This is a genomic window from Undibacterium sp. 5I2 (assembly GCF_035019605.1).
In the GTDB taxonomy this organism is placed as follows: Bacteria; Pseudomonadota; Gammaproteobacteria; order Burkholderiales; family Burkholderiaceae_D; genus Undibacterium.
The window spans coordinates 21,989-42,875 of the sequence record NZ_JASJVS010000039.1; the positions used below are offsets into that span (position 1 = coordinate 21,989).

At 54.2% G+C, this 20,887-nt stretch carries 17 protein-coding genes; 11 read left to right on the forward strand and 6 right to left on the reverse strand.

What is annotated here, in order from left to right; translation table 11 throughout:
* The first annotated feature begins 181 nt into the window (after positions 1 to 181).
* The 7 genes from QN359_RS13585 (at position 182) to QN359_RS13615 (ending at position 10,873) form a co-directional block, all read left to right on the forward strand.
* On the forward strand, positions 182 to 1,027 hold the full coding sequence (locus QN359_RS13585) for an undecaprenyl-diphosphate phosphatase (protein ID WP_322249606.1): 846 nt from the start codon (positions 182 to 184) through the stop codon (positions 1,025 to 1,027).
* Between the two features lie 19 nt (positions 1,028 to 1,046).
* The gene (gene recQ / locus QN359_RS13590; RefSeq protein ID WP_322249608.1) at positions 1,047 to 2,885 is read left to right on the forward strand and encodes a DNA helicase RecQ; all 1,839 of its coding nucleotides are present in this window, start codon (positions 1,047 to 1,049) and stop codon (positions 2,883 to 2,885) included.
* 4 nt (positions 2,886 to 2,889) lie between these two features.
* Positions 2,890 to 3,960, forward strand: a complete 1,071-nt coding sequence (locus QN359_RS13595) for a LacI family DNA-binding transcriptional regulator (RefSeq protein WP_322249610.1) — start codon at positions 2,890 to 2,892, stop codon at positions 3,958 to 3,960.
* Between the two features lie 386 nt (positions 3,961 to 4,346).
* Positions 4,347 to 6,650: a TonB-dependent siderophore receptor gene (locus tag QN359_RS13600; protein WP_322249611.1), complete on the forward strand. Its 2,304-nt coding sequence runs from the start codon at positions 4,347 to 4,349 to the stop codon at positions 6,648 to 6,650.
* Positions 6,651 to 6,747: 97 nt separating this feature from the next.
* The gene (locus tag QN359_RS13605) at positions 6,748 to 8,700 is read left to right on the forward strand and encodes an alpha-amylase family glycosyl hydrolase (RefSeq protein ID WP_322249612.1); all 1,953 of its coding nucleotides are present in this window, start codon (positions 6,748 to 6,750) and stop codon (positions 8,698 to 8,700) included.
* Positions 8,697 to 10,034 carry an MFS transporter gene (locus tag QN359_RS13610; protein WP_322249613.1) on the forward strand — a complete coding sequence of 446 codons (1,338 nt, stop codon included), beginning with the start codon at positions 8,697 to 8,699 and terminating at the stop codon, positions 10,032 to 10,034. Before QN359_RS13605 ends, QN359_RS13610 begins: the two co-directional genes overlap by 4 nt.
* 41 nt (positions 10,035 to 10,075) lie before the next feature.
* A complete protein-coding gene (locus QN359_RS13615) occupies positions 10,076 to 10,873 on the forward strand; it encodes a fumarylacetoacetate hydrolase family protein (RefSeq protein ID WP_322249614.1) in 798 nt (265 codons plus the stop codon).
* On the opposite strand, the gene trmB is transcribed toward QN359_RS13615, so the two are convergent.
* On the reverse strand, positions 10,874 to 11,590 hold the full coding sequence (gene trmB / locus QN359_RS13620; RefSeq protein ID WP_322249615.1) for a tRNA (guanosine(46)-N7)-methyltransferase TrmB: 717 nt from the start codon (positions 11,588 to 11,590) through the stop codon (positions 10,874 to 10,876). It abuts the gene before it with no gap.
* Between the two features lie 236 nt (positions 11,591 to 11,826).
* Between trmB and QN359_RS13625 the strand changes: the two genes are divergently transcribed.
* Together QN359_RS13625 and QN359_RS13630 are read left to right on the forward strand one after the other, a co-directional pair.
* Positions 11,827 to 13,419 (forward strand): diguanylate cyclase, encoded by a 1,593-nt coding sequence (locus QN359_RS13625; protein WP_322249616.1) that lies wholly within the window; start codon positions 11,827 to 11,829, stop codon positions 13,417 to 13,419.
* Positions 13,419 to 13,757 (forward strand): hypothetical protein, encoded by a 339-nt coding sequence (locus tag QN359_RS13630; RefSeq protein WP_322249617.1) that lies wholly within the window; start codon positions 13,419 to 13,421, stop codon positions 13,755 to 13,757. The genes QN359_RS13625 and QN359_RS13630 overlap by 1 nt, the downstream gene beginning before the upstream one ends.
* Before the next feature lie 62 nt (positions 13,758 to 13,819).
* On the opposite strand, the gene QN359_RS13635 is transcribed toward QN359_RS13630, so the two are convergent.
* The 4 genes from QN359_RS13635 to QN359_RS13650 all read right to left on the reverse strand — a co-directional run bounded on the left by QN359_RS13635 (position 13,820) and on the right by QN359_RS13650 (position 18,782).
* The gene (locus QN359_RS13635) at positions 13,820 to 16,735 is read right to left on the reverse strand and encodes a CHASE domain-containing protein (RefSeq protein WP_322249618.1); all 2,916 of its coding nucleotides are present in this window, start codon (positions 16,733 to 16,735) and stop codon (positions 13,820 to 13,822) included.
* Between the two features lie 108 nt (positions 16,736 to 16,843).
* Positions 16,844 to 17,215, reverse strand: a complete 372-nt coding sequence (locus tag QN359_RS13640) for a response regulator (protein WP_322249619.1) — start codon at positions 17,213 to 17,215, stop codon at positions 16,844 to 16,846.
* Positions 17,212 to 17,610 carry a response regulator transcription factor gene (locus QN359_RS13645; RefSeq protein WP_322249620.1) on the reverse strand — a complete coding sequence of 133 codons (399 nt, stop codon included), beginning with the start codon at positions 17,608 to 17,610 and terminating at the stop codon, positions 17,212 to 17,214. Before QN359_RS13645 ends, QN359_RS13640 begins: the two co-directional genes overlap by 4 nt.
* A gap of 44 nt (positions 17,611 to 17,654) precedes the next feature.
* On the reverse strand, positions 17,655 to 18,782 hold the full coding sequence (locus QN359_RS13650; RefSeq protein ID WP_323493306.1) for a sensor histidine kinase: 1,128 nt from the start codon (positions 18,780 to 18,782) through the stop codon (positions 17,655 to 17,657).
* A 333-nt stretch (positions 18,783 to 19,115) separates the two neighbouring features.
* Here QN359_RS13650 and QN359_RS13655 point away from each other — a divergent pair, with 333 nt between their 5' ends.
* On the forward strand, positions 19,116 to 19,505 hold the full coding sequence (locus QN359_RS13655; protein ID WP_323493587.1) for a transposase: 390 nt from the start codon (positions 19,116 to 19,118) through the stop codon (positions 19,503 to 19,505).
* Here the strand turns inward: QN359_RS13655 and QN359_RS13660 are convergent.
* Entirely contained in the window at positions 19,436 to 20,098 is a 663-nt protein-coding gene (locus tag QN359_RS13660) for a hypothetical protein (RefSeq protein WP_322249622.1), read from the reverse strand. The two genes, QN359_RS13655 and QN359_RS13660, sit on opposite strands and share 70 nt — an antisense overlap.
* Positions 20,099 to 20,407: 309 nt before the next feature.
* On the opposite strand from QN359_RS13660, the gene QN359_RS13665 reads away from it, so the two are divergent.
* Positions 20,408 to 20,818 carry a hypothetical protein gene (locus QN359_RS13665; protein WP_322249623.1) on the forward strand — a complete coding sequence of 137 codons (411 nt, stop codon included), beginning with the start codon at positions 20,408 to 20,410 and terminating at the stop codon, positions 20,816 to 20,818.
* Positions 20,819 to 20,887: the final 69 nt, after the last annotated feature.

Here is a 20,887-nt window from a genome sequence, read left to right on the forward strand (position 1 = left end):
ACTGAAAAACAGTACCTTTCGTCCATCCACGCAGGAGAATTGCTGGCTTAGACCAAATAGTACATAATCCGCCGCCGAACGCTGCTTGCCGTTCCGGCAAAAAGCCAAGCCCGCAACGAGCCCGCATGGTAAGCTTCGTGCCGTTCGAAACCACCTCCACTTTCTCATTTAACGGCATACCATGGACTTATTACTGGCAATTAAAACGATCATTATGGGCATCGTCGAAGGCTTGACGGAATTTCTGCCTATCTCCTCAACCGGGCATTTGATTTTGACCGGCAGCTTGCTCAACTTCACTGGCGAAACACAGAAAGTATTTGAAATCGTGATACAGGCCGGTGCGATTTTCGCCGTGTGCTGGGAATACCGCGCCAAGATCGCCAGTGTGCTCGGTGGTTTGGGCAGCGATCCCAAAGCGCGCAAATTCATGCTCAATCTGATTGTCGCGTTCTTGCCGGCGGCCGTGCTCGGTGTGCTGTTTTCCAGGAGTATTAAAGCGGTCTTGTTTGCGCCGGTTCCCGTGGCTTTGGCCTTCATCATCGGTGGTTTGATCATACTGTGGGTGGAACGCAAGCATCAGCAGGTCGATGTCAGCGATGACAGTCATGCGCGCATCAAGAGCGTCGATGATATGAGCATGCTCGATGCCCTCAAAATCGGTCTGGCCCAATCGTTGGCTTTGATTCCAGGAACCAGCCGTTCCGGTGCCACGATTATCGGCGGCATGTTGTTCGGTTTATCGCGCAAGGCAGCCACCGAGTTTTCCTTCTTTTTGGCCATTCCTACTCTGCTCGGCGCGACTGTGTATTCGCTGTATAAAGCGCGTAATGAATTGTCGATGGCCGATTTGCCGATGTTCAGTTTAGGTACCGTCGCCGCCTTCATTTCCGCATTTTTCTGTGTGCGTTGGCTGCTGCGCTATATCAGCTCGCATAATTTTAATGTTTTCGCATGGTATCGCATCGCATTCGGGATTATGATATTAGTGACTGCTTACACTGGTACCATCGCTTGGGTTGATTAATTCTGTGTCACTGAATCGCATGAACGAAACCGCGCCCGATACCGTTGCCGAAGCCTTGCACTTGTTGCAAACGGTATTCGGTTATCCGGCCTTCCGCTTGCAGCAAGGCCAAATTGTCGAACACGTCGTCCATGGTGGCGACGCGCTCGTGCTCATGCCTACTGGCGGCGGCAAATCGCTGTGCTACCAAATTCCTGCCTTGGTACGCAAGGGCGTCGGCATCGTGGTCTCGCCGCTGATCGCTCTCATGCAAGACCAAGTCGATGCACTCGATGAAGTCGGCGTGCGCGCCGCCTTCCTCAATTCCACGCAAAGTTTTGAGCAAATTCTCGCGGTCGAAAAGAAAATGCGCGAAGGCGAACTCGATCTGGTCTATATTGCGCCGGAACGTTTGCTGACGCAGCGTTGCATGGAACTGCTGCAAGTCATCGACATCGCCTTGTTTGCGATCGATGAAGCACATTGCGTATCGCAATGGGGTCATGATTTCCGGCCAGAATACATCCGCCTGTCGGCCTTGCACGAGCGCTTTCCACATGTGCCGCGGATTGCCCTCACTGCAACAGCTGATCAGCAAACGCGCGATGAAATCATTCATCGGCTGCAGCTCGAAAATGCCCTGCAATTCGTGTCGTCCTTCGACCGTCCCAATATTCGCTATCAAATCGTCGAAAAAGCCAACGGGCGCAAACAATTACTCGATTTCATCGAAGCCCAACACAATGGCGACGCCGGCATTGTGTATTGCCTGTCGCGTAAAAAAGTCGAAGAAACGGCCGAATTTCTCAATGAACACGGCATCACGGCACTGCCTTATCACGCCGGCATGGAGATGCAATTACGCAGCCGCAATCAAGCGCGTTTCTTGCGCGAAGAAGGCATCGTCATGTGCGCCACGATTGCCTTTGGCATGGGGATAGACAAGCCCGACGTGCGCTTCGTGGCCCATCTCGATTTACCGAAAAGCGTGGAAGGCTACTATCAGGAAACCGGTCGTGCCGGTCGCGATGGTGCGGCTGCCAATGCCTGGATGGCTTACGGTTTGCAAGATGTGGTGCAACAACGCCGCATGATCGATGAATCAGAAGCCGACGAAACGCATAAGCGTGTACTGGGCGTAAAACTCGATGCCATGCTGGCCTTGTGCGAAACGCTCAATTGTCGGCGTGTGCAATTGCTCGATTACTTTGGCCAAGCCTCGCAAGCTTGCGGCAATTGCGATACCTGCATCACGCCGCCGACCTCGTTCGATGGCAGTGTGGCAGCGCAAAAAATTCTCTCTACCGTGTATCGGGTCGACCAGCGCTTTGCCGCCGGTCATGTGATCGATATTTTGCGCGGCATCGATACCGAACGGGTGCAGCAATGGCGCCACGCGCAACTCTCCACCTTCGGCATCGGTTCCGATAAAAGTGAAGCCGAGTGGCGCGCCCTGTTGCGGCAATTGATCGCGCTCGGTTTGCTGGCGGTCGATTATGAAAATTACAGTTCGCTCAAACTGACCGAGCAGTCACGCGCCGTGTTGCGCGGCGAATTGAAAGTACAACTGCGCCAGTATAAAAAAGCCGAGAAGGCTGTCAAGCATAAACGGCAGTCGGCTAAAGATTTTTCCGAGAGTGAATTATCTAATGATGAACAGGTCTTGTTCGATAAATTACGCTGGTGGCGCGTCGAAACGGCGCGCACCCACAATGTGCCGGCCTATGTGATTTTTCCCGATGCGACGCTGCGTGAAATCGCCCGACAGGCACCGCCCTCGCTGGCCGATCTGCGCGCGATTTCCGGCGTCGGTGATAAGAAGCTCGAGAGCTATGGTGCCGAAATTCTGAGCTTGATCGCCCAGTTGCTCGGGCGTTAAGATCATGGAAGCTCATCTTAGCGCTGCCGCCTTGAGCACCGTGCCAGCGGACAGCAAACAACAACGCCGCCTGCAAATGGCCGATATTGCCAGGCTCGCTGGCGTCTCGACCTCGACCGTGTCGCGCGCCTTGAGTGGCAGCCCGCTGGTAAATGAAGAAACGCGTGTGCGCGTGGCTGAACTGGCACGCTCGCTCAACTATGCAATCAATATCGGTGCACAAAATTTACGTCTCAAGCAAAGCCGCACCGTGGCCGTGGTGGTACCGTATGAAAGCGAACAGCGCCAACATTTGTCTGATCCGTTTTTTCTCAGCATGCTGGGCAGTTTGGCTGATGCGCTGACTGAACGCGGTTTCGATATGCTGCTTACGCGCGTCGATGCCGAACGGCTCGACAGCGTGGCGCAAATTTACGATACCGGCCGCGCACTCGGCATCATCCTCATCGGCCAGTGGCGCCATCACGATCAATTGAATCAATTGGCGGCACGCCATGTACCCGTGGTGGTCTGGGGGGCGCAATTGCCGCAGCAATTGTATGTCACGGTAGGCAGCGATAATGTCAGCGGCGGCGCTTTGGCGACTCGCCATTTAATCGACAGCGGCCGCCGACGCATCGCTTTTTTCGGTGATATCCGTTTGCCCGAAGTGGCGCAACGCTATGCCGGTTATTGTCAGGCACTCAGTGCCGCCGGCCTCACTACCGAGCCGCAATTGCTGATTGCCGCCTCGTTTACCGCCGATGCCGGCCGCCTTGCAGTAGAGCAACTGTGCGGCAGCGGCGTGGCCTTCGATGCTCTGTTCGCTTGCAGTGATTTGCTGGCAATGACGGCCATCAATTCGCTCCGCGACAAACACTTCCGTGTGCCAGATGATGTCGCGGTGGTTGGTTTTGACGATATCGAATTAGCGCGCTACTTTCACCCACCACTGACAACGGTGCGACAAACCATCGCCGTTGCCGGTACCGCCTTGGTCAGCGCCGTGCTGGCCTTGGCCGAGCAACGCGGCAGTGCGCCGTGCTTGCTGGCTACCGAGCTGGTGATACGCGACAGTAGCCGAGCCTGCGCTTAGGACCATATCACGCGGACAGGTGAAAACCATGGCTACAATCGATTGCAATTCACTCTTAATCAACTCTGTTTGATACCATTTTCAGCACAAAATAATGCTGCATCACAGCAATTCCTTGTTGCCGCGAGCATTTGTTGCATAATTCAAACAGTATTTTCGACCCCCTCCGCCCTCTCAGTGTAGTCTACCAACTCGAGCTTTCAGTAAATTTAACCGGATCAAGCGCGAACGCAGGAGATTTGCTGCATCGCATTATTGCAATCGATTGCAATAACTTTTCCTCTGCCTGATAATCTGTCTCACCTGCAATGTACAGGCCGCGATCAAACTGACTCAAACACACAAATTACAATCGGTTGCATATAAAACTGAACACGGAGACTCTCATGCCCACATCGACACCCCAATTAACCCGTATCGCCAGCTTGGTATCGCTGGCAGTATTCCAAATGAGTTCGGCCTTGGCTCAACAAGCTGCGGTCCCGGTCGAGAACGACAAAAATTCGCTCAACCTCAATTCTGTCATCGTCACCGGTACCGCCATCCGTACCTCGAAGATGAAAGCCAGCGTTTCGATCAGCTCGCTCGATGCCGACCAAATCGCCCAGGCGGCGCCAACTAATGCGGCTGAAATTCTGCGCTCGGTACCAGGCGTGCGCGCTGAATCCTCGGGTGGTGAAGGCAATGCCAACCTGACGGTGCGCGGCGTACCCATCTCGGCCGGCGGCGCACGGTATGTACAATTTCAAGAAGATGGTTTGCCACTGCTGCAATTCGGCGATATCGCCTTTGCCACGCCCGATATGTTCTTGCGTGCTGATGGCGGCCTCAGTCATTTGGAATTCGTACGCGGCGGGACGGCTTCGACCATGGCGACCAATGCGCCAGGCGGCATCGTCAACTTCATCACTAAAACCGGCCAAGAAAACGGCGGCAGCTTGGGCATTACCAAGGGCGTCAATTTCGATGAAACCCGCTATGACTTCGATTATGGCACTGCCATCGCGGCTAAAACACGCATGTTTGTCGGCGGTTTTTATCGCACCGGTGATGGCGCGCGCCCAGCCGGCATGAATGGCGAAGATGGCGGCCAGTTGCGCGCCAATATCACACAAGAACTCGAGAATGGCTATATCCGCCTGAGCGTCAAACATCTCGACGACAAAACACCGATGAATATGCCGCTGCCGGTAAAAACCGTCAATGGCTCGATTTCCGCCTTGCCGGGCATGGACCCGCGCACTGCCAGCTTTTATTCGCCATACTGGACACCTGACCTGGTGCTCGACAAGAACAACAATAAAATCGCCACTAATATCAATGATGGCTTGCATGTGGTGAATAATGCCTTCGGTGCCGAAGCCTCGCTTGATGTTGGCAACGGCTGGAAGTTCGATGACAAATTCCGCAAGTCGACCAATACCGGACGTTTTATTTCGCTGTTCCCCGGCGATAACGGCTCGGTTCAAAGCGGCATGAGCTACGCGACCGGCCCGAATGCCGGCAAAGCCTACACCGGCGCAGCCTTCACCGAAACGGTGTTCAATGTGTCGCTCGATGATCTCGGCAGCACCGTCAACGATGCACGTTTGTCGAAAGTGTTTGAACTGGCCGGTGCCAAATTGGCGACTACGGTCGGCTATTACAGCTCGCTGCAACATGTCGGCTTGACCTGGAACTTCAACCAATACCTGTTGCAAGCCACCGGTGACAAACCGGCCTTGCTCAATTCGGCCGCCACCATTGCCGGCTCACCGGGTTTGTTAGCGCAAGGCACCAGCGTGTTCGGCGGTTGCTGTAACCGTGTCATCGATGCGCAATACAAAACCAATGCGCTCTATACCAATTTGGGCTGGGAAAGCGGCGACTGGAATCTCGATGGCAGCCTGCGTTACGACAAACAGCAAGCCAGCGGGGTTTATAACCAAGCGGTCAAGCAGTTGTACTCAACGGCCAACGCCAAATACATCGATTACGGCGTCAACCATACTTCGTACTCCTTCGGTGCCAATTATCGTTTGAACCGGGATCTGGCGCTGTTCGCCCGCACCAGCGACGGTATCGCTTTCAATGCCGACCGCATCATGTTCGGTAATCCACTCGACGGCAGCGTTCCTATCAGTACCAATATCGTCAAGCAAAATGAAGCTGGTGTGAAATGGAAGCGAGATAATTTCAGCAGTTTCATCACGCTGTTCCAAGCCAAGACTACGGAATCGAATTACGAAGCAACCACGCAGTCTTTCAGCGCCAACAGTTATGATGCCAAGGGTGTGGAAATCGAAGCCAGCTATCGCCTCGGCGACTTCCGTGTCAGCGGCGGCCTGACCTATACCGATGCCAAGATCGTCGCTGCCAGTGATCCGACTACCATCGGTCACGCGCCACGTCGCCAAGCTAAAGTGATTTATCAAATTGCGCCGACCTATACCTTTGGCAATGCTGTCATCGGTGCCAGCGTCATCGGTACCGGCAAATCCTTCGGCGACGATGCCAACACCATCACCTTAGACGCCTTCCGAGTGCTCAATACCTTCATCAATTATCAAGCGACTGAGCGCTTGCAAGTGTCCCTGAGTGCGAACAATCTGCTCAACACCATCGGTTATACCGAAGTTGAGGGCGATGGTCATGCCGCCCGCTCGATCAACGGCCGTACCCTCAGAGCAACTGTAAAGTACGCGTTCTGATTGTCTTTATCTCCTCGTAGTGTTGGCTGCCCTTGCTGGTAAAAGCAAGGGCAGCGTTTTCTTTCACTCCTTAATTTCTTAATTTTCACGACCCACCATGCTTTCTCGCTCGCTCCACGATCGTTGCCTGTCCCAATTACTGACTGCCGTGCCAGCGGCATTGCATGCGTCCGTCAGCGCGCGCTTTCACCAACATGCAGACCATCTGCTGACGCGCTTGCAGGCGCTGTATGGCAGCAGCTTCGCCGACGCAGCGGCCTACCAAACTTGGCTCGACAGCTTTTTGTGCAGCATAGGCGAAACCCTGGCACAGCGGCCAGCGGCATTGCTGGCCCACGATGCACAACGGGTGGCTGAGCCGGACTGGTTTTTACGTGAAAACATGCTCGGCTATTGCGCCTATGTTGATCGCTTCAGCGGTACGCTGTCGGGTTTATCGGCGCGCATTCCGCACTTGCAAGAACTGGGCGTCAACTATTTACACTTACTGCCGTTTTTACAAGCCCGCGCCGGCGAAAACGACGGTGGTTTCGCGGTGGCCGACTTTGATCAAGTCGAAGCAGCCTTAGGCCAGAATGCCGATCTGGAACAGTTGAGCGCGCAATTACGCGCGGCCGGCATCAGTCTGTGTGCCGATTTCATCCTCAATCATGTGGCCGACGACCATCGCTGGGCGCAAGCGGCAAAAGCCGGTGATCCGCACTACCGCGACTTTTTTCATCATTTCCCCGATCGTCAATTGCCCGACGCGTATGAAGCGCAGTTGCCGCAAATTTTTCCGCTGGTCGCTCCCGGTAATTTCAGTTACATCGAGCCTATGCAAGCCTGGGTCTGGACCACTTTTTATCCGTATCAATGGGATTTGAACTATGCCAATCCGGCCGTGTTTGCCGAGATGAGCAGCGCCATGCTGCGCTTGGCCAACCGCGGCGTCGAAGTGTTTCGACTCGATTCCACGGCGTTTTTATGGAAGCGCGCAGGCAGCAATTGCATGAATCAGCCGGAAGCGCATTGGCTGCTGCAAGTCTGGCGCGCACTGACAGCCATCGTCGCGCCGGCGGTATTACTCAAAGCGGAAGCCATCGTGCCGACGGCCGACTTGCCAGCCTACTTAGGCGGCCCGCAACAGCCAGAGTGCCATATCGCTTATCACAGCACCTTGATGGCAGCATCTTGGGCGGCGCTGGCCGAACAAGACACCAGCATGCTGCAGGCGGTGATCGCCACCACGCCGGCACTGCCGCCAAAGACCAGTTGGCTGACCTATGTGCGCTGCCATGACGATATCGGTTGGAATGTATTGCGTCCCGAAGCCAGTTTACTCAATGCCGATGGGGGCGCGCGCTTGGCAGCGATCAGCCGTTTTTATGCCGGTACCGATGGCAGTGGCGCGCGCGGCGCCAGCTTTCAAGCCAGCGATCCACAAGCCGTGCACGGCACGGTCGGGATGGCGGCGGCGCTGTGCAGTCTCAGTCTGACACCGAGCCCGGCGCAGCGCGCTGCCGCACGCGCACGCATGTTGCTGTTGTTTGGCGTGAGTCTGTATTTCGGTGGTCTGCCTTTGCTTTATATGGGCGACGAATTCGCTCAAGATAATGATGCGCAGTATGCCGATATGACGGCGCAAGCCTTGGATAGTCGCTGGCTGCACCGACCGCACTGGGATGAGCAAAGCTACCGCAGCCGCCATGACCGCAGCAGCGACGCCGGTGCGATGTTCACGGCCTTATCGAATTTATTACGCACCCGCCGCCAATTGCCGCAACTGGCAGCACGCCAGCCGCGCCGCTTGCTAAGCTGCGCCAATCCGGCCATCTTGGCCTTGTTGCGCGGTGAAGGCAGCCAAGTACTGCTGTTACTGGCGAATTTTTCTGAACACGCCTGCGTGCTCGATCTGGCTACCCTGCTGCCGCCGCAAGATGCCGCGCAAGCTTGGTTCGATCAGCTCAGCAACACGCAACTGAGCACCCAGATCACGCTGGCAGCTTGGTCGCAGCAGTGGCTGACGCCAGTCCCGGTCTTACCTCACCATCAGGAGTCCATCGCATGACTATCCGCTCCGCTTGGCAACGCGTGACGCACAAACCAATGCTGAGTTTTCGGCAGATACTGAATATGAATATCGGCTTTTTCGGGATTCAGTTCAGCTTTGGTCTGCAACAAAGCAGCATGAGTCCGATTTACAGCTATCTCGGTGCCGATGAAGCCAGCCTGCCCTATCTGTGGCTGGCCGGGCCAGTCACCGGCTTATTGGTGCAACCGCTGATAGGCGCGCTCAGTGACCGCACGGTCAGTCCTTGGGGCCGGCGCACGCCGTATTTCTTGATCGGTGCCATCTTGTGCAGCCTCGGTTTGCTGCTGATGCCTTTCAGTTCCAGCTTGTGGATGGCCGCCAGTATTTTGTGGATACTCGATGCCGCCAACAATGTCACCATGGAACCTTACCGTGCCTTCGTCAGCGACCGCCTCGAACCGAGCCAGCACTCACTCGGCTTTCTGACACAAAGCGCCATGACCGGCTTGGGCCAGACGCTGGCTTACCTGACCCCGTCGCTGCTGGTTTGGTTCGGTATGAGCCGGGATGCAGTCAATGGCAACCAGATTCCCTACATCGTCATCAGCGCCTTCTTAATCGGTGCGGTGTTCTCGCTGTCATCGATACTGTGGAGCCTGAAGACGACCCCGGAACTTGCGCTCGATGCCCAGCAATTGGCAGCAATTCAAAGCCAGCCACGCGGTTGGCGTGCCATCGCTACCGAGCTCATCAGCGCCGTCCTCGAGATGCCGCCAACGATGCGACAACTGGCGCTGGTCAAACTGTTTCAATGGTATGGCATGTTCTGTTACTGGCAATATATCGTGCTCTCGCTCGGGCGTACCCTGTTCGACAGTACGCTGCCGGGCGCTGCCGGTTTGCGCGAAGCCAGCCTGCTCAACGGTAAAATCGGGGCCTTCTATAATTTCGTCGCCTTTGTCGCCGCCTTCGCCTTGGTACCGTTTACCCGCAGATATGGCCCGAAAATCACCCATGCGGTGTGCCTGGTTCTGGCCGGCCTTGCCATGCTCAGCATTCCTTCGCTGCATACGCCATTCTGGCTATGGCTGCCGATGTTAGGCATAGGTTTAGCCTGGGCCAGCATCATGGGTAATCCGTATGTGATGTTGGCCGGCTGTATTCCGGAACAACGCACCGGCGTGTATATGGGGATCTTCAATATGTTCATCGTTATCCCGATGATCATACAAATTTTTACCCTGCCCTTGATTTACCACGCTTGGCTGGGTGGCAATCCGGAAAATGTCATCCGTTTGGCCGGTGCCTTGCTAATCTGCGCGGCCGTGGCAGTGAGTATGGTGAAACTGCTGCCGGCAAAAAAAATCTGAGGCCACTTGTCGGGACGGGTCGCCTATGCTTAAATAGCTGTATGTCCCTGCCCACCCCGCCCACATTGTTGCCACCCGCTTTGCTCGACGCTGCCGCCGAACTGGCGCAACGTCGGCGCGACGGCAGGCGTGGTGAGCGTTTGGCAGAGGAGCAACGACCGCAGAACTGCCGACAAGCTTGGGCGCTGCAACAACGAGTCAGTGGTCTGTTGAATTGGCCGATAGGCGGCTGGAAATGTGCGCTGCCAAACGCCGAGCAAATCGTGGTGGCACCGATCTACCGCCACAGCATCCACCAACACGGCGAGCCCTGCCCGGTTTGGCCGATCGATACCAAGGCGCGCATAGAACCGGAGCTGGCCTTCGTGTTCGCGGCCGCGCTGCCGTGCCGCCCACAGCCTTACAATCCAGCCGAAATCGACGCCGCTATCGGCAGCGTTCATCTGGCCTTGGAACTCATAGGCAGCCGCTACCAATGCCCGGAGCAAGCCAGCTTTGCCGAACATCTGGCCGATGGCTTGTTCAATCAAGGCTTGCTGCTGGGCCCGGCCATACCAATGGAAGCGGCGGATGCGGCGCACCTGCAGATAGAAATCAGCGACGCGGCAACGCCGCGTGTGTGGTCAGGGGTACACCCGGCCGGTCAGCCGCGCGCGCCGTTGTATTGGCTGCTTGAATTTTTGCGCGCCGCCGGCATCGGCCTGCAGCGTGGACAATGCGTGATTACCGGTTCGTATGCCGGCAGCCCCGATGTCGCGCTCGATACGCCCTTGACGATACGCTTTGGCGAACTCGGTAGCTTGGCGGTGCGCTTTACCGACGCCAGCGGTTTTGAGTAATTACTTCTTACGGAACAACAAATCCCACACACCATGCCCGAGGCGCAGCCCGCGGTTTTCGAATTTTGTTACTGGTCGGTAAGCCGGACGCGGCGCATAGCCATCGGCGGTGTTTTCCAGCGTCGCTTCGGCCCCTAATACTGCCAGCATCTGTACGGCGTAGTCTTCCCAATCCGTCGCGCAATGCAAATAGCCACCCGGTGCCAAGCGCGAAACCAGTAACTCCACCAGCGGGCCTTGAATCAGACGGCGCTTGTTATGCCGCGCCTTGTGCCATGGATCAGGGAAAAACACATGAATGCCATGCAGCGAAGCCGGTGCAATCATGTGTGTCAGTACTTCGAAAGCATCGTGTTGAATGATGCGCTGATTCTGCAAGCCCATTTCTTCACTCAGTTTCAGCAGACTGCCGACACCCGGCGTATGCACTTCGACGCCGATGAAATTTTTCTCCGGCATGCCGGCAGAAATTTTGGCGCTGGTCTCGCCCATCCCGAAGCCGATTTCAAACACCGTTGGTGCCGAACGACCGAAGCTCGCATCGAAGTCGAGCACGGTTTTTTCATAGGGAATGCAGTACCGCGGTGCCAGCGTTTCAATCGCGCGTGCCTGTGCATCAGACAGGCGCCCGGCACGAGTGACAAAGCTGCGGATGCGCCGCTCGGTAGGATCATAAAACAGCGCTTTGGCGCGCTCTGCGAGTGTGGAATCGGACATGGAAACTTCTTCTTGAAAGAGAAACGGCGGCAAGCGTGGTGAAAAATTCACAGTCAGGCAGCGCCAAGGTGGTGGGCACAGCAGGCTACACCACCACAAAAGCGGTATTTTACCAGACGAATCGGCAATTTCCGACCACCGCGGTGTAGTCGGTGTCGGCTGTAAAATTAATTCCCATTTGAAATAATTGACAATAAATATATAATTGGCGCTACCCTTTAAGGTCTGCTCCAGCCATGCTGCCACCATTCAAGCGATCCCCCGCCAGCGCACGACCACCAATCATTTGCTTGGCGATCGCCTTCGTGTTGCTGGTTTGTTTGTCGCTCATAGGCATGGATGGCTGGCGCAGTTGGGCCGCGCGCCGCAATCAACTCAGTCAAATGCAAGTCTCGTCGGCGAATATGGCGCGTGCCATTGCCCAACATGCTGACGATACCTTCAAAGAAGCCGACACCGCACTGCTAGGCTTGGTCGAACGGGTGCAGACCGACGGCAGCGCTACGGCAACGCTGGGGCGGCTACGCAAACTGATGCTGTTACGCAGCGACAATTTACCGCAGTTGCACGGTTTGTTCATCTACGACCAAAACGGCCATTGTCTGGTCCATTCCCTCAACACGTCCTTGGGCACGCAAACTAATGAAGACCGCGATTATTTCATCCATCATCGCCAAGTCAATGATGGCGCATCGTATATCGGCGCGCCGCTACACAGCCGTTCCAACGGCGCTTGGACTCTCACTCTGTCACGCCGCATCAATCGCGCCGACGGCAGCTTTGCCGGCGTCGCCTTAGCCACCATCGAGGTCGAGTACTTCACTCGTTACTACCACAGCTTCGAAATCGGTCAAGCCGGTGCCATCATGCTGTTGGCGGAAAATGGCACGCTACTGACGCGCCGCCCTTTGCTCAGCGATTCGATCGGCAAAGACATGCGTCAGACCACGCTGTTTCGCAACGCGGCCAACAAATTTACCGGCAACTTCACGGCCGTCTCGCCCAGCGACGGAGTGAAGCGGCAAATCAGTTTTCGCCACATGGAGCATTTCCCGCTACTGACCTCGGTTGCCCTGTCGGAACAAGAAATTTTGAGCGAGTGGTTGGCCGACACCTATATGCATACGGCCGGCGTGGCGGCGCTGATTTTGCTACTCGGCTCACTCGGCGTTTACCTGGTGCGGCAGATTCAAATGCGCGTCGACGCTGAAGTAGAAATTCTGCAGACGCGCGATGAAATGGCCGTGCTCAATCAAAAGCTCGAACGCTTGTCGCTGCAAGATGCGCTGACCGAATTAGCCAATCGGCGCCACTTCGATATCGCGCTGCAGGAAGAATTCCGGCGCGCGCAGCGCCACGCGATGCCGCTGGCATTGCTGATGATCGACGCCGACCATTTCAAACGTTTCAATGATCGCTATGGCCATACCAGTGGCGACGACTGCCTCAAGCAGCTGAGCCGCGTCATGAAAAACCATCAGAGCCGGCCCGGTGACTTGGCGGCACGGTATGGCGGCGAAGAGTTTTGCATGATTTTTCCCAATACCGATGCGAAGGGTGCCATGCATCTGGCCGAACACATCCTCGCTGCCGTGCGCGCACTACAGATCGAGCACGCTGCGAACCGCGATGGCGGCGGCATCGTCACCGTCAGCATCGGTGTGGCTGCCTGTGTGCCGTCCCGTGAACACGATAAGCCGCGCGAGTTATTGCAAGCCGCCGACCGCGCTTTGTATGCGGCCAAAGATGGCGGACGCGATCGCTGCGTACTGGCGCCGGCCAACCACCCAATCACCCTCCCCAGTTTGCCCCCACCCGGAAAGTCATGATGAAATTGATTTCTACTCTTAGTTTGCTCGCGCTGTTGTGCGCGCATCCCGCCCTGCAGGCCGCAGAAACCTCGGTATGCCAGTCACTGTGTACGGCCGAGCGCAACAGTTGCCGCAAACAAGCCGATAGCAATAGTTCGGCCGATGTATCAGGCTTACTCAAACAGAATGCCCCGAACCCATCACAAGCGAGCGGTCACGACATGAACGCATACCAAAACACTGCGCAGCAACGCAGCAGTGAGGTGCAAAAATTACGCAGCGAAAAATACCAAAGTTGCGACAACATTGCTGCCAGTTGTGCGCGCAATTGCACGGGTAGTAAGCGCGGCGACTGACGGCCCCGCCCCACAGCCAAGCTTACGTCAACGGCGAGTGCAAATTACAGCGCAGCGCTTGCTTAACCGGCGGGCAACCACAGGGTAACCGTGGTGCCGACGTCTTTTTCACTGGCCACCTCAACCCGCCCACCATGCAGTTCGATGATTTCTTTGACGATGCACATTCCCAGCCCAGTGCCGGGGATGTTACCGGAGGGATCGGCGCGGAAAAAGCGTTCGAACAAGCGCCCCATCTGCTCCGGCGTGATGCCGATGCCATGGTCACGCACGCGTAAGCCGACTTCACTCAAGCCCTCACGCACTTCGCACAAGACACTCAGGTCGATACTGCCACCAGCCGGCGAATACTTGTAGGCATTGCTCAGTACATTCATCAGTGACTGTCCGATTTTTTCCGCATCGATACTGAGTTCTGGCAAACCTTCGGGAATCGACACATTGACGCGACGTGGATCATTATTAACTAACAGCGCGGCCACAGCATTTTCCACCACAGGAGCGATCGCTTGACGTGAAAATTTGAAGTCTTTACCGGCACGTGCTTCGATGCGCGCCAGATCTAACAATTCATTGATCAAATTAATCATCACTGCAGCCTGGCGATGTATCGTGCCGAGCAAATCTTTCTGGGTCGCCTCATCGTATTTACGCCGCAGCAGCAATTCGGAAAAACCGAAAATACTCGCCATCGGGGTGCGTAACTCATGTGCCGCCGTCGATAGAAATTCGCTCTTGATACGATCAATTTCTGTCTCGCGCGTGACATCGCGGAAGTACAGTACTTTTTCCAGCGAACCGGCGGCTACCATGCGCACCGAGCGAATTAAAATGCGCGGCTGCGGTGTCACCAATGTCAGCATCTGATCACCGCTCTGCATCTGCGCTTCCTCGCCGGTTTCGCCGTTCAGTGCACTGTCATTCAATGCCGAGACGTAAGCATGAGCAGGATCGCACAGCGAGCGCAGCATATCGTCGAATTCTTGCATGTTCACATTCGACAACTCGGCATTCGAAAATCCCGTCATTTCCAAGAAGGCGGGATTGACATTGGTCAGCTTACCATCAGCATCAAACGCGACCACACCATCAGGACTGAGGGTGCAGATGGCATCGAGACGCATCGAGCGAATCAAGAAATTTTGCTCAGCCAAGACGCGATCCGTCACGTCGTTCTGACTGCTGACATAATGGCTCACCTGGCCCTCGGCATCAAACACCGGAGCGACCGATAAATCGTTCCAAAACAAGGAGCCATCCTTGCGATAATTGCGTAGCAAAACTTTGCATCCGCGTCCTTCCTTAATCGCCTGCGATACTTCGGCGATCTCTAACTGACAGGTATCGTCGGCCTGCAGTAGGCGGCAATTCATACCCAGCATTTCGCTGGCACTATATCCGGTGATACGCTCGAAGGCTGGGTTAGTGTAAATAATCGGCTGACTACTCATAGTCATATCGGCGATGGCGATGCCATTATTGGCCGCCTCGATCGCTTTGAGTCGCAATTGCAGTATGGCTTCGGCCATCTTGTCGTCGCTGATATCTCTGACCATCAGCGAAAAATTGATTTCGTCATTCTGCTGGAACTGGCTCAGCGAGATCGCCAAGGGGAATTGGTCACCGGAAGAGCGGATGCCGAACGCTTCCACGCGCGCGGTACGCAAGGCACTACCGGCGTTACCATAACTGTTGAGTAAGTCTTCGAGTCTTTCCACCTCCATGCCGACGATCAGAGTGGACAAGGGAATCCTGTCTAGCTGCTCGGCAGAGAAGCCGAAAATATGTTCGGCCGCCAAGTTTACCGACCCAACCCGACCATCACCATCGACCCGCAAAATACCATCGGCGGTCGAATCGAGCACGGCACGCAAAGTGTTCTCACTGCGACTCAGCTGTGTCGTCATTTCCTTGGCCATATCGAAGGCGCGGTTGCGCGTGGCGGTGAGATTTTTAACGAAAAAAGTCAGTAAGATGGTCACCGCGATGCCGGCGACCAGCATCATGTGGCTGATCACATTATTCGATAAGGCTTCGAAGCTTGGCAGACTGGAAAAGCGCACGCTCCAGGTGCGTCCGTTGAATTCCATTTGTCGCGTGCTCAAATAATGCGCATTGGCGATATCGATCGAGGTGGTACTGGAAAACAGCAAGGCGCTCGGATCGGTTTGCTTTCCTTCGAATACTTCCACGCCGACGCTGGCATCGACATTAACGAGCACATTGCGCATCATATCGTCGGCCCGAAATGGGCTATACACATAGCCGAGTAAAGAGTCACGCCGTTCCGCCATCGAGCCGCGTGGTAAGCCATTTTTGTAGACCGGAATGAAGAGTAAAAAACCGGCTTGCCCACCTTGCTTACCTTCCTGTACCAGCGCCACCCGTCCGCTCAAGGCCGGCTCGCCAGTGTCCCTGGCTTGCTCCAAGGCCGCCTTGCGGATCGTTTCTGTGGCTAAATCAAAACCGAAGGCACGCAGATTGCGTCCCCAGAATGGCTCCAGATACAGCACCGTCAGATATTGGGCACGCTGGCCAACCGGATGGATGGTGTATTCAGGATAACCTTCGGCGCGCACTTTGGCGGTGTGAGTGATTTTCTCCGCCTCGTCGACCCGCATAATGAAGCCGACGCCTTGCATGCCGGGCGAGGTTTCATCCAGCCGCAAGCTCGACACATAGGTGCGCCATTGTTCGCGCGAGGTAGTATTGTTCATGCTGAACAACGCCGCGCCACCGCGCAGTATTTGTTCATTGCTGTTCATGCGACGTTCCAGCGAGGTCGTGATCAATTCACCGGTGCTGATGAAGCGCGCGCGCTCGACATCTTCATGGCTGCGCAAACTAAGCACCCACACCGCCACCGACATTCCCAGGCCGATCACCAGAATCAAGTAAGCCAGCCACTCTTTGCGTAAAAATTTAGATAGCCCGACCAACAGCCGGTGCATGCGATTAGCTTGCGTATTCTGATTCATGGACGACTCCTGCCGCAATCACGAGGAACGCTGCGCATCAGTGGCCGACAGCGCTGCGAGAATAAATCACATCGACATCAATTCAATCATGCTGCATTTTACAGAAGCTCAATGCTGGGTAAGTCGCTCAACTTGCTCGAGCAAATCATTGAAATTAAAGGGCTTTTCAAAAAATACATCAGCCCCGGCCAGATCAGCTTGGTGTCGCTCATCGGCGCGAAAGAACGCGCTCAGCAGTATCACCGGTATCTGTGCCAGTTGCGGATCAAGCCGAATCGCGCGGCACAAACCCAAGCCATCGATTGGGCCCGGCATACGGATATCGATGATGAAGCAATCAGGCCGTTCGGCGCGCGCCGAGCTCAAGGCCATGCTGGCGTTGCCGGCTTCGCGCACGGTGTACGATTCAACTTCCATCACCATGCGCACCAGTTGCCGGGCCTCCGATTGATCGTCGACCACCAGCACACTGCGACTCATGACAAGCCGCCGGCGGCTTCTATTTCAGAAAAATAGTTTTCCACCGTGTCCATCAATTCCAGCGGGCTGAAGGGCTTGATCATGTAAGAATTGGCCCCCATTTTCAAACCGGTATCGATATCCGATTGCTGGCCTCGGGCGGTCAACATGACAATGCGGGTGGCGGCATAGCGCGGATCTTTTTTCAAGCGCTCACACACTTGCAGACCATCCATACTGCCCGGCATCATTACGTCGAGCAAAATAATATGTGGCATCACCGTTTGCGCCATTTGATAGCCGCTGTCGCCGTTATCGGCTTCGTGTAATTCGTATTCGCCGAAATCGAGCGTCATACGGATGAGCTTGCGGATATCGGCTTGATCTTCCACGATCAAAATGCGTTTGGTTTTCATGTCCATCTCCGAATCATTATTCCCTCACGGGCATGCTTACTGCATTATTTTTCTACTACCGGCGCTTTTTTCGCCGTCTGCATACGCCGCATCAAAGCCACCATATCATGTGCGTAGCGCTGCGCCTGTTGGGCGTCGAGTACTTGGGTATCCTGTACCGGGGCACCGGTTGCCAGCTCCAGATTAAATTCGATGATGTCATCGCCCTCGCCCTCGACCACAGTCATGCGGCCACCGTGCAGATGCAAAATTTGCTGACAAATTGGCAGGCCCAGACCAGGGCCGCCGGGCGCACCGGTTTTCACGGTTTTTTTCTCGCGCACATAGTCTTCGACGCGGTTGAAGGGCACGAACAATTTCTTTTTCAACAAACCGCTATTGGCAAAATGCCCGTGGTTGCGCAAGCTCAGAATCACATGGGTGCCAGTGCAGCGCAACACGATTTCCAAGCGTGATTTGGGTGAAGCATGGCGCGCGGCATTAGCGATCAATTCACGTAAGGCGCGCGTCAGCCAGACACTGCTCCCATACACAGGCGGCAGCTCGGCATCCAAGCCATCCAGAAACACTTCGAGGCCGCGGGCGCTAAGTTGCTGGCTTTCGGCGTTGAGAGCATTGGAAATCATGGCATCAAACATCAGTCGCTCTTGATCGACCAGGGGCGAACTGCCAAACAATTCAGCCAGCATTTCTATGCGTTGCAGACGCTCCGAAATCACCCGGCCGTTTTCAACCAAGCTGTGGGTTTCTTCCGAACTTTCTTCTTCAACAAAGAAATCGAGTTGTTCCGAAAATTGCTTGATAGGACGCGCCAGATCGATGCGAATAAATTCATAGAAATTTTTCAAGGTCATTTCATAGAATTGCTTCTCAGCCAACACTCTGGTCACGATGGCATATTGATTCGCTACCGGCAGGGGCATCAGTTGCGCAATACAGCCGGCTGGGCTACCCATTTGGGTTGGTAAAGGAATAGACAGAGGAGCTTTACCGAAACCGGCGGCCAAATCACGCACACCCTTGACCACCCGCGGATCGGGAAACGGCTGGCCGACTTTGGCCGCGAAGACGATTTGACCTGGTTCGTTGACATAATCAACCACGCCATCGCTATTGGCTATCGCCACGCCATCGCTCAAAGCATCGAAAAATACTTTCATCTGCGCATTCATACCGACCTCGTTTGTGCTGACCACCTTACTCGATGCGCACCATGGCTTGCCACAATCAATGAGAAGTGCGGCAACTCCCTGCAAAAAAAGTGCTGCCCCCTTGATGACAATAATATGCTGTTTCAAAGTATTTGCAACAAGCAATGTTTTAAACAATTGTCAATTAACATTGCTGCAATGCATCATTTTTAATCATACTGAGGGGGTTTTTGATCGCGTTGCGAGGCACTGTGTAGGCCAGCTCGTTCTTGACGCGGAGGGAATTTTATAGTGGATCCACATATCCGGACAACAGTTTAAACTCGTGTTTGTCGAAAAGAGACGAGGCAGACCATGAGTGAAAATAAGAGAAAAATATTTAGCGGCGCACAAAAAGCCAAGGTAGCAGTTGAGGCAATCAAAGGCGAAAAGACGGTCAATCAGATCGCCCAAGAGTTCGGCGTGCATCCGACGCAGGTTAGCCAGTGGAAGAAAGAATTACTGGAAAATGCAGGCAGTCTGTTTGAAGCTAAACGCGCTCCGAAACCAGCCAGCGGCCAGCACACAGAACGACCCAGACCGTCTCTGTGCCAAAATTGGGCAACTGAAACTATCTTAAACTCTTTGAATAATTGTCTGGACTTAGGAGGCCACTGTACGGGTCGCATTGGGAATTATCGTGCCCGTCCCGAATCACGCATTTTTTCAATATTTGTTTCAGCAGCCTTGAATCCGTGGGCGTAGGCTTTTTTGTATAGATCGAATGCAAGCTGATCGTTTTGTGGCACACCTTCACCTTTAAAGTACAAATTTCCTAGTTGATTCTCAGCTTTGGCATTACCTTGTTCGGCCTCATATTTGGCGATAGAAGCGGCATGTTCAAAACGGCCCATAATCTTGGCGTTGAAAAAATCAACTAACCATGCTTCGTCATCCCACGTTGTTCCATTAACGCAAAGTATCTTGGCAACTACCTTGTCATCGCCGCGCCATTGTTTCGCACCGTGATCCAAGTTAATGGTGAAGTGAACGACGGACTCATTGAATAGACCTGTCCAGAAATAATTGTCAGATGGTCCGGTGACGAAGTTGCTTTCATACTGACGAATCACCTCTTTGGCAGTGGGTAAGCGCCAGGCAACACCGTCCTTATTGGCTAGTTGTTCGCAATACTCATAGGCACCCCTCCAGTGAACCTGGGTATCGTTTGATGTCCATTGAAGGCCTACACGGGCCTTCAATGCCGCGTTTGCAACGCCCTTGGAGTCACAGCCTGTCAGGTTGCAAAGTACCAAGGTGATGAGAAGGCCGAGCCCTTCTGATCGGATTCTTTTCAAAATGCTCTCCGGAAAATAGATCAGGAATTTTTTGATTTGATAAAACTCAATTTGTCTGATTCGCTTATTTAGTCGATTTCTCTAAATATATTTCCTAAAGACAATCTTGGCGACGATCCAGTAAATCTTGAGTTCATACAACAGGAATATTTTTATTAACAATAAAAATATATAGTTTGCCAATGTTATGATGCTCCACAGTAAAAATATATTGTGTCGAATACTGGTTTCCCCTTCGGGGATTACGGATAGCCTTCCCTTGCCATGCAGTGATAGATTGCTGTTTTAAAAATTTAATGCAGAAGTCAAATGACGCGATGGCAGCAAAGGGAGGAAGATAAAACGCGAATACTTGAGGCTGAACGACAAGTGTTCTTACAAAATGCGCTCGAACCTATGCGGCTGATGTCTTTAAGAAGTGTCTTGGCTTTCTCAAAAAAAGTATGGATGTATTTGTTTCTGGTCTGGATGACGTTCTTTTGTTCGGTAGCGACGATTCAGATTTCATCGGAAATCAAGAGGCAGGAAGATCATTTCCAGCAAACCTCGCTCAATCTATACGAATTAATCCGGCAACGTCTTTCTCAAAATGAGGCGGTATTAGGCGGGCTGGAAGCACTGCTGCATACTTTTGACCAGCTTCAATTTAATGGTGTTCGTGCCTACGCAAAGGAAATGCTGACGCGCTATCCCCATATTTATACCGTGGGATTGCTATAGTGGATCCACATATCCGGACAACAGTTTAAACTAGTGTCTGTCGAAAAGAGACGAGGCAGACCATGAGTG

Coding starts and splice junctions, on each gene's coding strand:
- QN359_RS13585 (WP_322249606.1), top strand. CDS start 182: ATGGACTTATTACTGGCAATTAAAACGATCATTATGGGCATCGTCGAA.
- recQ (WP_322249608.1), top strand. CDS start 1,047: ATGAACGAAACCGCGCCCGATACCGTTGCCGAAGCCTTGCACTTGTTG.
- QN359_RS13595 (WP_322249610.1), top strand. CDS start 2,890: ATGGAAGCTCATCTTAGCGCTGCCGCCTTGAGCACCGTGCCAGCGGAC.
- QN359_RS13600 (WP_322249611.1), top strand. CDS start 4,347: ATGCCCACATCGACACCCCAATTAACCCGTATCGCCAGCTTGGTATCG.
- QN359_RS13605 (WP_322249612.1), top strand. CDS start 6,748: ATGCTTTCTCGCTCGCTCCACGATCGTTGCCTGTCCCAATTACTGACT.
- QN359_RS13610 (WP_322249613.1), top strand. CDS start 8,697: ATGACTATCCGCTCCGCTTGGCAACGCGTGACGCACAAACCAATGCTG.
- QN359_RS13615 (WP_322249614.1), top strand. CDS start 10,076: ATGTCCCTGCCCACCCCGCCCACATTGTTGCCACCCGCTTTGCTCGAC.
- trmB (WP_322249615.1), bottom strand. CDS start 11,590: ATGTCCGATTCCACACTCGCAGAGCGCGCCAAAGCGCTGTTTTATGAT.
- QN359_RS13625 (WP_322249616.1), top strand. CDS start 11,827: ATGCTGCCACCATTCAAGCGATCCCCCGCCAGCGCACGACCACCAATC.
- QN359_RS13630 (WP_322249617.1), top strand. CDS start 13,419: ATGAAATTGATTTCTACTCTTAGTTTGCTCGCGCTGTTGTGCGCGCAT.
- QN359_RS13635 (WP_322249618.1), bottom strand. CDS start 16,735: ATGAATCAGAATACGCAAGCTAATCGCATGCACCGGCTGTTGGTCGGG.
- QN359_RS13640 (WP_322249619.1), bottom strand. CDS start 17,215: ATGAGTCGCAGTGTGCTGGTGGTCGACGATCAATCGGAGGCCCGGCAA.
- QN359_RS13645 (WP_322249620.1), bottom strand. CDS start 17,610: ATGAAAACCAAACGCATTTTGATCGTGGAAGATCAAGCCGATATCCGC.
- QN359_RS13650 (WP_323493306.1), bottom strand. CDS start 18,782: ATGAATGCGCAGATGAAAGTATTTTTCGATGCTTTGAGCGATGGCGTG.
- QN359_RS13655 (WP_323493587.1), top strand. CDS start 19,116: ATGAGTGAAAATAAGAGAAAAATATTTAGCGGCGCACAAAAAGCCAAG.
- QN359_RS13665 (WP_322249623.1), top strand. CDS start 20,408: ATGACGCGATGGCAGCAAAGGGAGGAAGATAAAACGCGAATACTTGAG.